Origin of the sequence: Micromonospora sp. C51 (assembly GCF_018070435.1) — a bacterium.
Classification (GTDB): Bacteria; Actinomycetota; Actinomycetes; order Mycobacteriales; family Micromonosporaceae; genus Micromonospora; species Micromonospora sediminimaris.
Map to the genome: position 1 here is coordinate 24,877 of NZ_JAGPXQ010000050.1, position 12,862 is coordinate 37,738.

Annotated in this window: 9 protein-coding genes; 4 read left to right on the forward strand and 5 right to left on the reverse strand. The window is 69.3% G+C overall.

Features of this window, described 5'->3' with window-relative positions; genetic code table 11:
- Positions 1-82: 82 nt before the first annotated feature.
- The 5 genes from KBX50_RS29070 to KBX50_RS29090 form a co-directional block, all read right to left on the reverse strand.
- The gene (locus tag KBX50_RS29070) at positions 83-1,015 is read right to left on the reverse strand and encodes a hypothetical protein (protein WP_247674633.1); all 933 of its coding nucleotides are present in this window, start codon (positions 1,013-1,015) and stop codon (positions 83-85) included.
- Positions 1,016-1,287: 272 nt separating this feature from the next.
- The gene (fxlM, locus tag KBX50_RS29075) at positions 1,288-3,300 is read right to left on the reverse strand and encodes a methyltransferase, FxLD system (protein WP_307871103.1); all 2,013 of its coding nucleotides are present in this window, start codon (positions 3,298-3,300) and stop codon (positions 1,288-1,290) included.
- A gap of 77 nt (positions 3,301-3,377) precedes the next feature.
- Positions 3,378-4,637, reverse strand: coding sequence for a lanthionine synthetase C family protein (locus KBX50_RS29080; RefSeq protein WP_210941059.1), 1,260 nt, complete (start codon positions 4,635-4,637; stop codon positions 3,378-3,380).
- Positions 4,634-7,663, reverse strand: a complete 3,030-nt coding sequence (locus tag KBX50_RS29085; RefSeq protein WP_210941060.1) for a lantibiotic dehydratase — start codon at positions 7,661-7,663, stop codon at positions 4,634-4,636. Before KBX50_RS29085 ends, KBX50_RS29080 begins: the two co-directional genes overlap by 4 nt.
- A 108-nt stretch (positions 7,664-7,771) precedes the next feature.
- Complete coding sequence (locus KBX50_RS29090) at positions 7,772-7,906, reverse strand: FxLD family lanthipeptide (protein ID WP_210822068.1); 135 nt, start codon at positions 7,904-7,906, stop codon at positions 7,772-7,774.
- A 386-nt stretch (positions 7,907-8,292) separates the two neighbouring features.
- On the opposite strand from KBX50_RS29090, the gene KBX50_RS29095 reads away from it, so the two are divergent.
- The 4 genes from KBX50_RS29095 to istB all read left to right on the forward strand — a co-directional run bounded on the left by KBX50_RS29095 (position 8,293) and on the right by istB (position 12,632).
- Positions 8,293-9,513, forward strand: coding sequence for a hypothetical protein (locus KBX50_RS29095; RefSeq protein ID WP_210941061.1), 1,221 nt, complete (start codon positions 8,293-8,295; stop codon positions 9,511-9,513).
- Positions 9,513-10,430, forward strand: a complete 918-nt coding sequence (gene ribD / locus KBX50_RS29100) for a bifunctional diaminohydroxyphosphoribosylaminopyrimidine deaminase/5-amino-6-(5-phosphoribosylamino)uracil reductase RibD (protein ID WP_210822064.1) — start codon at positions 9,513-9,515, stop codon at positions 10,428-10,430. The genes KBX50_RS29095 and ribD overlap by 1 nt, the downstream gene beginning before the upstream one ends.
- 184 nt (positions 10,431-10,614) lie before the next feature.
- A complete protein-coding gene (gene istA, locus KBX50_RS29105) occupies positions 10,615-11,844 on the forward strand; it encodes an IS21 family transposase (protein ID WP_210941062.1) in 1,230 nt (409 codons plus the stop codon).
- Complete coding sequence (istB, locus tag KBX50_RS29110; RefSeq protein ID WP_210941063.1) at positions 11,844-12,632, forward strand: IS21-like element helper ATPase IstB; 789 nt, start codon at positions 11,844-11,846, stop codon at positions 12,630-12,632. The genes istA and istB overlap by 1 nt, the downstream gene beginning before the upstream one ends.
- Positions 12,633-12,862 lie beyond the last annotated feature (230 nt).

Below are 12,862 nucleotides of genomic sequence, written 5' to 3' on the forward strand. Positions count from 1 at the left end.
TGACCGGATCGCGGCCGGTCACAGCTCGGCGAGGATGCGAGCGCGTTGCTCGGCGGGCTCGCGGTCTTCTCGGAAGCGGGTTTCAACGGTTGGTTTGGCTGTTGCGTAACACGGTTGCGGCCAAGTCGAGTGCTGACGAGAGAGTGCGGTGGGCCGGTTCCGGAAGGTGTCCAAGGCCGAGGCCGCTTGCGTTGATCATTTGCTGTAGCGGGCCGTGGTGTTCGGGACCGGTGGCTGAGTGGTTGAGGAGATCGCGCGCTGCGTTGGCGTCCTGCTGCTGGATTACCTCTGCGGCCAGACGATCGATCAGGTCGGCTGCAACGGTTGTGGAAAGGTCGAGGGCGGTGAGGACGAGGCGGGTGCGAAATACCGAAAGTCCGGAGCCTGGCGCCATGGTTGAGGCTCGGTCGATCAGTTCTCGGTCGGCTCGGCTTCGATCGCCGGCGGCGGCTGCGCACCAGATGTGTAGGAGATCGCGTAGCAGTTCCTCCCACGGGTGCTCGATCGTGGTGCGGTTGAGGATGGCGGTAGCTGCGGGGGTGTTGCCGTGGATGAGGTGGGCCACGACGGCGACCTGCCGTCCGTCGCGGAGAGTGTCCCCGATTCCGTCGTAACGTTGGACGTGCGTCATGGCGTCGGTCCATCGGCCGGTGACGGTGAGTGCGCGGGTTCCGTCGGAGAGTAGAACGTTGCGGAGCCAGTGGGTGATCTGTTCGCGTTCTTCGGCCTCCGCAGGGAGCTGCCGGGGATGTATCTCCAACCCGCTGATGACGATGGGGTCGCTGTCGACGACCGCCTGGTAGAGGTCGGTGAGCAGGTGGTGAGCGCTTTCGCCGTCGCCGGCGCGGATGCGGAGGCGGGCGAGATTGACGACGGGTTCGAGAGCGAATCGGGCGGTGTACCCGTTGAGAGGGGCGCGGCTGAGGTAGAGGTACGCGTGACGGTGGCACCAGAGTTCGGCGAGTTCTGAGTCTGCGCAGTCGGAGGCGACGAGAGCGGCTCCGTTGAACACCATGGACGCCTTCTCCGGGTCGTGTTCGCGGTGTGCGGTCTCGGCGAGCCCGGCGAGTCGCGTTACCCGTGCGTCGAGCGGTGTGGCTGGCGGGCGTTTGCGGGCGACGAGGGGAAATCGGGCGGCGATGGTAGGGACGACGGGCATGGTGTCCTCATCTGCTGCGGAAGGCCGTGCCGTGGGCGCGAGGGGTGCGCTTGCCTGCCGTGGTGCATGCCAGGCCGGCCGTGCTCGCATCGGGACGCCGGGGCGGGGTTCCGCCCGGTGCCGTGTGGTCAGAAGGAGATGGTGAGGACCGTGTCGGGTCGGCTGATGTCGCCGGTCTGGGCCGGTCGGGTTCCGGCGCGGTGGGCGGTGACGGTGGGCGTGTTGGGGCGGCCTGTCTCGTCCCACTGGTCGAGCAGGTCGGTCAGTTCCGCGGCGAGCTTGTCGGCCTCGGGTCCGTTGGCGATGGCGCCGAGTTCGTGCTGGCCGTCGCCGGTGTCTTGGAAGGCGAGGTAGGCGATGGTGCCGCCGTGGTAGATGGCGGCTCCGGCCCATCGGTAGGCGGGGGTGACCAGTGCGCTGGTGCGGGCGGTGTCGCCTGCGCGGAGACGGCCGAACGGCTTGCTGGCGTTCATGAGGAGCCACAGGTCGAGGTGGCCGATGGGGTCGTCGTCGGTGACCTGGATGCCGGTCCAGCGTTCGTACCGGGGGTGGTGGAGGGCGCGGGCGAGGGCGGTGCGGTCGGGTTGGTCGGCGGCGTCGAGTTTGAGGACCACATCGCAGTCCAAGCGGACGTGCTGGTCGGCGTGCTCGGCCGTACCGCGCATGGGTACGAATCCGCAGACCAGCGGTGTCGTGGCGCTGACCAGGGTGGTGGGGCCGGTGCGGTCGAAGGCGAAGCACCGGGTCAGGCCGCTCTCGTGCACGCGCAGTGGGACGACGATGCGGCCGTGGTCGGCGAGTTGGTCCCACCAGGCTGCCTGGATGTCCCATGCTCCGGCGGTGATGATGGCCCGGTCGTACGGGGCGGACGCGGGGTGGCCGAAGGCTCCGTCGCCGCAGATCACCTCGACGGTGTCGTAGCCGGCGCGGTCGAGGCCGGCGCGGGCGCCGTCGGCGAGGTCCTGGTCGAGTTCGATCGTCGTGATCGTGCCGGCGGGGCTGGTCAGCTCGGCGAGGAGGGCGGCGTTGATGCCGGTGGCGGCGCCGATCTCCAGGACGTGGTCTCCGGGTTGCGGGTCGAGTTGTTCGAGCATGTCCGCGACGAGGCTGGGGCTTGATGCCGACGACAGCGCGGCGCCGTGGGGGTCGCGTTTGGTGACGATCTGGCGGCGGGTGTAGACGGTTTCCAGATCGACGCCGGGGAGGAACTGCTCGCGGGGCACCGTCCGGAACGCCTGCTCGACAGAGGCGGAACGGATGTGGCCGCGCTGTTTGAGGGTGGTGACGAGCTGCTCGCGCAGTGCCGCTGCGTCGACGGTTTCAGGTGTGGTTTGGGAGGTGTTCACTGCTTTTACCCTACTGTCGGTCGTCCCGGCGCAGTGGTCGCCGGCTGGAGTGCGGGACGTGTGGAATGTGACGTGTACGGCGGCTGTGGCCAGCAGCCAGGTATCGGTGGCAGAGATGCCGAGCCGGTTGAACAGGAACAGGACGTGGTGGGTCAAGACGCCGCGCAGGTCGCGGGTCAGCGTGCCGTTCCGGTCGAGGAACCTGAGGTCTCTGCCTGCCTGCTCGTGCGCCCTCGACCATGAAGGAGTGGTGCTCAACGGGCTGCCCGGTGTGTCGTCGTTGGCGGTGACCAGACGCTGCACGGCGGCGATCAGCGTGGGGCTCGGCTCGGGCGTGTGGGGTTGGTGCCGGCGGGTGGTGATATGCCGCCAGACATCGCCCTGTTCGGAGAATTCGAGGCCGGCGGCGCGCATGAGGCGGGTGGCGAGCAGCACGCCAAGCTCTCGTCGGTGGTCGCCGCCGCCGGCGAGGTGGCCGAGGATGTGGCGGCTGTCGGCGTGGAAGAGGGTGTGGGCGATCGTCATCGCGTCGTCGCCGCCGAAGGCGTACGCCTCGGCCCGGTAGAAGGGCTCGGCGACATCGCGGATTCGGTCGTCGGCGGTGATGTCGGCGAGCAGGGCGTAGACCGGGGGGAGCCGACCGCCGGGCAGCAGCCGCAGCCGCCACGTCTCGGACTTGCGGACGAACCAGAACGCACGGATCACGCCGTCGTCCTCTGCGGCGACGAGCGCGGGGGCGAGCCGGTCCGCGGCGTACTTCTCAGCAGTTCGCCAGTTGGCGAAGGTCAGGTTCACCTGGCGCCACCGGCTGAGCGGCCCTGTGTCCGGTGGTGGTTCGGTGTCGGGATCGAGGTTTATGACGTTTTCCTCGTCTAGTTGATCAGCAGGCTCGTGGACCAGTGGATGTCGGTGCCGGTTGCGAAGGTGTGCAGGGTGAGGGCGATGCCGGCGGGGCCTGAGATCAGGCCGGATGGCGCGGGGGTGGGGTTTGCGGCGTGCTGGATCAGCCGGCGCATCAGGTGAGGCACGGCGGCGGGCAGGCTGGTGTCGCGGGCTTCGGCGGCTGCGTACCAGAGGGTGGCGGCGAGTCCTGCCCAGCCGTGGCACAGCGCCGGGTCGATAATCCGGCTGAGCTGGACGGGGTCGGCCAGGCAACGGGCCAGCGCGTCTTCCGCCGCCTGCCGCCGGGCGGGGTCGCCGAGGGCGATCCCGGCGAGCTGCTGGGCGCGGGCGACACCGGGGGTGCCGTAGCACCAGGACGGCCGAGCCGGCCCGTTCACCGCGGGCTGCCCGGCGTGCAACTCCGCGACGGTGATCTTTTCGGGCCACCACGGGCCCGATGGGCTCACCTGCTCCCATGTGTCCAGCCACGAGCAGATCCGGCTGATCGCCTCGGTCTGCCCCGGCACCCGGATGTCCTGACGCACTGCCAGAGCCAGCAGGGCCAGGGGACCGGTGATGCCGTGCGCCATGCCGACGTTGGCATGCCCGCCCCGCTCAGGGCCCTCGGCATTGGGTGGGTCTGCGCTCCACCAACCCGGCGCGAGCCGGCCTGCCTCGTCGTCAGCGTCGACCGGCTCGGTGAGCCGCACCAGGTATGCCAGTACCCGGCGCAGCAGGTCGCCGCCAGGGTGACGGCGCAGCAGGTGGGCTCCCAGGCCGGTCAGCCCGCGGACGAGGTCGAACTCCGACAGCGAGGGCCGGGCACCGACTCCGAGGCGCGCCTCGGCGGCGGCCAGCCGACGCCCGGCAAGGTCCGCGACCGCGTGATCCAGGGCGTCCAGGGCAGCCGGTCGGGCGTGCGGCATGGCCGTGGTCAGGGCGTGAGTGACAGCGGGTACACCGAACCACAGACCCGCTCCGGTGCCGTTGTTCAGCGTCTCCGCGCTCGCGCGGCGCAGCCACGCACGGACCGGCTCCCATCCACCGTGCCCCGTCTGCGCGCGTACCCCGTGCAGGATCGCCACGCCGGCGGCCCCTTTGGACAGCGATTGGCTGTACCAGCGCGTGCCTCGCGGCCCGTAGTCGACACCGGTGGGTTGGGCAGGCGGCTCGGTCAGGGTGTCGGTGATGCACGAGGCCGTCGTCTCGGCCGCTCGTCGCAGCGGCGTGGCACGCAGGGTGACGGTCATCGGCCAGCTCCTGTGGTGCGATCACGGCGACGTACCGCCGCCAGCGCGATGTGGCGGGCGAGCCGATACGTGACCTGCTCGGCAGCCTCGTCCGGGCCGTGCGCGCGAACGAAAAGCAGATGCATCAGCGACGTGAGCACCCCAGCGGGAGTCAGCGGGCCGCTGGAGGCCGACAACGCATCGGCATACCGGGCGGCGGCCCGGGAACGTTCCCGCCACGCGCGCCGAACTGGCTTCGGTAACGACGTCGGATCGAGGGTGACCGCCTGGCGCAGGACACCCCGGTCGATCGGCGCCCGGCCGGCGTGTTCCGGCCGGGCGACAAACCACTCGCACCCGTCGTCGCGGCTGCCGAGCATCGCGGCGGCCAGGTCGATCATGCTCGCGGCGGTCAGCGCCTGCGGGTCGTGCCGGGATTCGTCCTTCGTCGCCATCTGGGTCACGGCGGCGCGGGAGTCCGCGGCGAACAGCTCCTCGGCGGCAGACATGGCTGGGCCGTCGCCGTACCGGCCGGTCTCGGGACGATAGGTCTCCAGGCGCAGATCACCCGCGAGCCCTTGCTGCCGAAGCGCGACCGCCCACCGGCCGACTCTGACCGCCGCCTGACCGTAGTCGTCCGTGTGCAGCCGCAGCCGCAGCCGCAGGTGCGGGTAGGGGCGGCGCATGCGGATGAACCACCAGATCGGCGGTTCGGGCCAGTCAGCGAACAGCGCGGGCAGCCCTCGCCGCAACACCAACTCCATCATCGACGGCGCGACAGCGAGCGATCCAGACAGCAACCCGCTCTCTCCCGGCGCAACCGGATCAGCCGGCACAGGAGGCGGCCACGAGCCTCGGCCAGCGACCGCGGCCGGAGCTGTGGCCGGAGCGGCTGTGGAGGCGACCGGTACGACGATTTCGTGCGCGCGTCCGGACAGCCATCCGAAGTCCTCCAGCCCCGCCGCCTCGACGATGGTGACCGCCGCGTCGCTGTTGGCGTCCAGGTGGGCGCGCAACAGCGACCGGTCCATGGCCTGATCGAGGTCGAGCCGCAGCCGCTGGTCGCCGCTGCCGACCTGCACCCACCTCGGCAGCCGCAGCCTCTCCCGCAGCGCTTCCCATGCCGCCGACCATTCGCCGTCGCTGACGGATGGAGCGGGCAGCCGCGCCGGGTCGATCCGCCACCGCGCCGCGGACAGGAGAACCCGGCCGTACCGCAGGGCGGGTCGAAACGGCAGACCGGACGCCGCGCCCCAGTCGAACGGCGTGAGCCGAGCGTCCAAGGATCGCGGCAGCTCGACGAGGAACCGGGCGAGCAGCGGCATGGTGTGCACGGCTGCGGCGTGCGCCACGGTGGGCTCGACCACCCGACGCCGCGACATCGACACCACAACCAACCGATCGCCGCCGGCAGCCACGCCAAGGTCGTCGAGGCCGATCACATCGCCGGCAACCGGGCGGTGCTCGGCCATGCCGACCAGCCACGGAAGGACCTGCGGGGACCTGAGCACGTTCTGGGCATGCAACCTGCGCGGCGGGAAGCTCACCTGCGCCGGCATGGCCCCTTCCACCGCGACCGGCAGACGCGCGAACTCCCGACACATCCACTCACGCTCGGCATACGGCAGCACGTCGAGGAAACGGCCACCCGTCGCCATCGCCGAGCGGCCCATACCCGTCACCGCGACCAGGAACCGGCCCTCCTCCAACGCGCGCAACGACACCGCGCGCACCTCCGCCGATACATCCACATGCGGACTGACAAGACCCTCGGGGTCTGGGCCGGCGAGCGCCCGCACAGCCGCATCATCGAGGACCACCTCACGGACACCGTCGATCACCGCCTGCTGCGCCAACGCCAACAAGCGCTCATCCCGCCGGCCGGACAGCGGCACCGCCGGGACATCGACGCTGCCGAAGTGCTCCGGGTAGCCCAGACCGGCCACCGGATCGACCACCTCGGCAAGCGGCACCACCGCCGCCATCCCGTACCGATCGACAAACCGGGCATGGTAAGCGCGCCACTCCGGCCGCCCCGTCGGATGCGGCGTCAACCGACGCAGCACCTCCACCGACGCGATGACCTCTGCGGCGACCTGATGCGGCACCACAACCTGATCCGCGAGCCGGACATCCACCGCCAACGGCTGCCGAGCCACCGCCAACTCCCGCATCCGAGCGGCCAGCCCACGCACGTCCGCCGCCCGGCCTGCGGTGGCACCGAGGCGACCGTGCAGCGCCCGAAGCTCCTGAACCATCTGCCCGCCGGGGTCGGTATGAGGGATGGCGTCAAGCTGGTCCAAGACGTGCTTGATCGGGTCGGCGCAGGTAGACGGCGGCCGCAGAGCAGATATCAACACGCCCTGGCCGACCAGGTCGACCACCAGCGCCTCAGCCGACGTACGCGGGAAGTCCGGGTAGCTGGCGGCGACCTTGTCGACCAGGTCAGCCCACAGCACCGGCACGCAGGCCAGCGACATCGCCAGCCGCACCGCCTCGGTACGCCTCACCGAGAACGCGCCCCCGGGGCCTGCGCAGGCATGGGGCCGGCACTCCACGACGATCCGAAGCCCAGACACCCGCGCCAGGTTGTTCACCTGGACATACAGGCCACGGCGTACGGCCGGATCGGCCTCAAGCTGCGCGACCAGCGACGCCAGCCACTCCGCGTCCGGGCGTACACGCACCGCCGACCGCTCTGACGACGCCACCGCGGCTACCGTGTCGAAACGCAACGTCGCCACTCCCGAGAACAACCCGAAGGGCGTCGCCCGTCGCCGAGCGCGGACCAGGTACCGCGCCAACGCCAACGCCAACCGCCACCCTTGGCCAGCGTCGAACCTTCCGCCAGCGAGAGCCGCCTCTACACGGTCGGCGAATCCGGGACTCGCCACCCAGACCGCTTCCGCCATCCCGACCTGACGCCAGGTCGCCCGCAGCCAGGCTTCGACACCGGCAGGATCGTGCCGGTGCGACCAGGGCACCCCATGATCCGGCCACACATGAGCTGCGATGCGGACGGTGGCGGCATCAACAGTGCGAAACATGACACCTTCCTGCCGTCAACACTTCCCTGCGAGGCCCTGCCTTCGTGGGACGCCGGTTCCGGCGGGCGCACGGGGGACCGCCCGCCGGAACCGACTGAAGTGCGGCGACTAGCAGTCGCTGCCCTTCACGGTGTCGCAGCCGTCGTCCGTGTCCGCCAACAACGCCGCGGCGACCGGACCCTCCGTGACGATCTCCACGTCGAGCTGGAACGGGTCACCGCTGACGGCGAGCAGGTTGTCCATGACTGGTCCCTCCAACGAGACTTGCGATGGGTGGGCAGGCAGCCCCAGCGGCTACCGACCCGTCGGCTACTTCACGTTCCTCTGTAGCCAGCGTCGAGAAACGGGAGCTGCCGCTGCCGGCCGAACAGCGACGCACGCCTTCCCTGACCTCGGCAAGCAGGCCTGAAGCGGCCGGCTGCCGCCTAAAGCCTCACCGGCTACGCCTTACACGATCACTCATAGTGAATGGTGCGGGAATACCGACTTGCGGTCCGACTTCGCGGTGGCCCGTGTCGCTTCGCGGCGTGACAGCGTGAGAGCTGGATGATCTAGACAACCGGTGGCATAGTCGGCGGAGGTCGGCATGCTGGGTAGAGGGGAAATCGGTGCCTCGTCATCCGGACACCATGATCAGGCCGAACACCGCGCTCAGTGAGGCCCGGCGTCGTCTGTCCTCGCCGATGCGTCCTGGCCAGTGCATGTCCCGCAGCGAGCTGGCCGATGCGGTCAACGCGGCGCTCGACCGCATTTGCTCGGGCCGTGACGTCACCGCCCATTACGTCGACTTCCGTTGGGTCGGCAAGCTGGAGCGTGGCGAGCATCGCTGGCCCAGCGAAGCGCGGCGAGCAGCGCTGCGTCGGGTACTCGACGCCGCCACCGATGCTGATCTCGACCTCTACAGCCCTCGACGAAGCGATGGAACAGGCGTCGTCGACGAGACGCCCGAGCCACGACCAGGCAGCTGGGACGAGACCATCCACCTGTTGCGTGAACAGTGGCATCTCTTGGTCGAGAACGACAAAATGTTCGGCCCCGAGTACGCGCTGATGGGCGTCACCAGACAACTGACAACGATCGAGGACCTTCCCAACGAGGTGCCCCAGGCGCTTCGCCCCGCCGTCATCCGCCTCGCCGCGCAATACGCCGAATCCGCGGCCTGGCTGCACCAATCCCTCGACGACCACGCCGCAGGCCACCGCCGGACACGACAGGCTCTCGCCTGGGCAGGCCAGATCGCCGACCCGACCATGACCGCCTGGGCTGCCTACCGCAGCAGCCAACAGTGGTTGACCAGCGGACACCCCGCCCAGGCCGTTGAGCAGGCCGAAGCGGCGCTGCTTTACGACCAGAAGCTCCCCGGACCGATGCGGGCGGCGCTGCGTGTCCAGCACGCGCACTCCCTCGCCGCAACAGGCGAGCACCGCGCGGCGCTGCGCCTGCTGGACGCCGCGCATCGCTGGGCGGCGGACCGCCACCCGGGAAAGCCAGAGGGCGAGCACGGCTCCTACTGCACCAGCGGCTACATCGAAGTGCACCGCGGGGCCTGTCTTCGGCTGGCGCAGCGGCCACAAGAGGCCATCGGCGTCATCGACGAAGCTCTTCCTGCGATTCCACGGCAGCATCGCCAGGACTTCGCCTCCGCCCTGCTGAACAAGGCAATGGCCCATGCCGCAGCGAACCAGCCCGACCAGGCTGCGGTGACGGCACACCACGCCTTGCCGATCGCGCGTCGGGCGGGATCACGACGAATCCTGCATCAACTCGCGTACCTCGGCGCCGCAGTTAACGTGCACCAGCAACTACCAGAGGTCCGCGTCTTTCTAGATGACCTCAAGGAGGTCACCTGATGGCATCCGACGTCGAGTTGACCGCGATGCGGCAAGCGATCACGTTGTCCTCGTTCGGCTTGGGCACCACGAGCCCAAACCCGCCCGTCGGCTGCGTCATCCTCGATCGCCGTGGTGACGTTGTCGGCGCCGGCTATCACCGGCGCAAAGGAGAAGCCCACGCCGAAGTGAACGCGCTCAGCACGGCGGGCGCCGCAGCGCGAGGCGGCACCGCCGTCGTCACGCTCGAACCCTGCAACCACATCGGCGTCACCCCGGCCTGCCGCCAGGAACTCATCAACGCCGGCGTCACCAGAGTCGTCATCAGCGTCCTCGACCCGACCTCCCGAGGCGACGGCGGCGCCGCGATGCTCACCGCCCACGGCATTGAGGTCGAGACCAACGTGCTGCCCGACGAGACCCTCACCGTCCTCGGCCCCTGGCTTGTCGCCACCCGCCGCCGCCGTCCCTACCTGATCTGGACCTACGCCTTCGACACGCAGGACAGCCAGCCTGTCAACGAGCAACTAACCGCGGATCTGCGAAGTGGGACAGACCTCGTGCTCAGCGACAAGACCCTTGAGGAGGGCGTTTCCGGCGGTCACGCGCCCGAACACTTCACGCTGCCCGACGACCTGAGCGGTGATCTCCGACCGTGGCTGTCAGCCTGCTACGCCACCGGCTCGCGAACCATCCTGGCCGTCGGAGCCCATCATTCCGGCGCATTCCACGACAACCTTGACTGCGTCGATGAGATCGTGGTCGCCATCAAAAAAACCCCACCGACGGGGGCCCTCGCGGCAGCCACCGCGGACCTCACGCCGGCGGGTTTCGAGTTGGCTGATATCTCGCCCGACAGCACGGGAGTGCGTGTTCACCTCCGCCGGCCCAAGCCGTCTCCTGAAAGAGCCGACATCGCACAGCCGGGCATGCGCTGATGCGCTGCTGCCGCAGCTGAGATCGAGCGATCACTGCCTGCCATACCTAGAATGCGTGAGCCTAGAACAAGCACGCCGAGTTGATGGCGCCGGCCAGCTCGGCTTGGGACAAGTTGTCGGCTCCGCCTGAAAACTGACCACGTGGTTCCGGCTGAATCGGGACCACCTCCTGAAGCATCGGGAGGTGCTGAGCGTGGAGGACTGGGCGGAGATCCGGCGGCTGCGGCGGTCGGAGGGTATGGCGATCCAGGCCATTGCACGGCGGTTGAGGATGTCTCGCAACACCGTGAAGAAGGCCTTGGCCAGTGATGAGCCGCCGCGGTATCGGCGGGCGGCGAAGGGCTCGATCGTGGATGCGGTCGAGCCGCAGATCCGGGCGTTGTTGGCGGAGTTCCCGGAGATGCCGACGACGGTGATCATGGAGCGGGTCGGGTGGACCCGCGGCAAGACGGTGTTCTGTGATCGGGTGCAGCAGTTGCGGCCGTTGTTCCGTCGCCCTGATCCGGCCCAGCGGACGGAGTATCTGCCCGGTGAGCTGGCGCAGTGCGATCTGTGGTTCCCACCGGCGGACGTGTCGTTGGGCTTCGGGCAGGTCGGCCGGCCGCCCGTGCTGGTGATGGTGTCGGGGTATTCGCGGTGGCTGTCGGCGGTGATGATTCCGTCCCGGCAGTCGCCGGACCTGCTGGGCGGGCACTGGACGCTGATCTCGGGGTGGGACCGGACGCCCAAGGCCCTGGTCTGGGACAACGAGTCCGCAGTCGGGCAGTGGCGGGCCGGCAGGCCTCAGCTGACCGAGGCGATGAACGCCTTCCGCGGCACCCTCGGCATCAAGGTGATCCAGTGCCGGCCAGCAGACCCGGAGGCCAAGGGCCTGGTCGAGCGGGCCAACGGCTATCTGGAGACCTCGTTCCTGCCCGGACGCCGCTTCGCCTCACCCGGCGACTTCAACGCCCAGCTGTCCGAGTGGTTGGTGCGGGCGAACAACCGCCAGCACCGCATGTTGGGCTGCCGACCCGTGGACCGGTGGGACGCCGACCGGGCCGCGATGCTGTCGCTGCCGCCGGTCGCACCGATGGTCGGCTGGCGACAGACCACACGGTTGCCTAGGGATCATTACGTCCGGTTGGACAGCAACGACTACTCGGTGCACCCGGCGGCGGTGGGCCGACGAGTGGACGTCGTCGCCGACGCCGACCGGGTGCAGGTGTTCTGCGAGGACCGCCTCGTCGCCCGGCATGACCGATGCTGGGCTAAGCACCAGAGCATCACCGACCTGGCTCACCGCCGGGCCGCCGCCGATCTGCGGACAGCGGCCCGGCAGGCATCAGCGCCGGCAGTCACGACCGAGGTGGAGCACCGCCGACTGGCCGATTACGACCGCATGTTCGGCCTCGACATAGAGGTGGCTGCGTGATGGCCACCAAGACCAACCGCAACGTCGCATCCGAGATCGCGTTCCTCACCCGTGCCCTGAAGGCGCCCTCCCTGGCCGCGTCGGTCGAACGCCTGGCGGAGCGGGCCCGGGCGGAGTCCTGGACGCATGAGGAGTTCCTCGCCGCCTGCCTGCAACGCGAAGTCGCCGCCCGGGAAGCCCACGGCGGTGAGGGCCGTATCCGGGCTGCGAGGTTCCCGGCCCGCAAGAGCCTGGAAGAGTTCGACTTCGACCACCAACGGTCCCTGAAGCGGGAGACGATCGCCCACCTCGGCACCCTCGACTTCGTGGCGTCGAAGGAGAACGTCGTCTTCTTGGGCCCGCCCGGCACCGGAAAAACGCACCTGTCCATCGGCCTCGGGATCCGGGCCTGTCAGGCCGGACACCGGGTCGCGTTCGCCACCGCCGCCCAATGGGTGTCCCGCCTCGCTGATGCCCACCACGCCGGCCGGCTGCAAGACGAACTGGTCAAGCTCGGCAGGATCCCGCTGCTGATCGTCGACGAGGTCGGCTACATCCCCTTCGAAGCCGAAGCCGCGAACCTGTTCTTCCAGCTCGTCTCCAACCGCTACGAACGGGCCTCGCTGATCGTCACCAGCAACAAGCCCTTCGGCCGGTGGGGCGAAGTGTTCGGCGACGACGTCGTCGCCGCGGCCATGATCGACCGCCTCGTTCACCACGCCGAGGTGATCTCAATGAAGGGCGACAGCTACCGACTCAAAGACCGCGACCTCGGCCGCGTCCCCGCGGCCACCAAGACCAACGACTAAAGATCAACAAAACCGAGGTGGTCCAGTTTCAGCCGGACCACGGTGGTCCCGTTTGAGGCGGCGTTGACACAAGTGCTGGCCGGGCTGTCACGGGCACGCCAGCGGGGCTTGACCCCTGATCCTGGACACGGGGTTTATGCGGCCGGGGCGAGCGTAGCTGGCGTCGGGCGGGTGTTCTTCTCGTAGGTGATCGGTGATTGCTGTCGGAGGCGTGAGTGGCGTCGGACGGT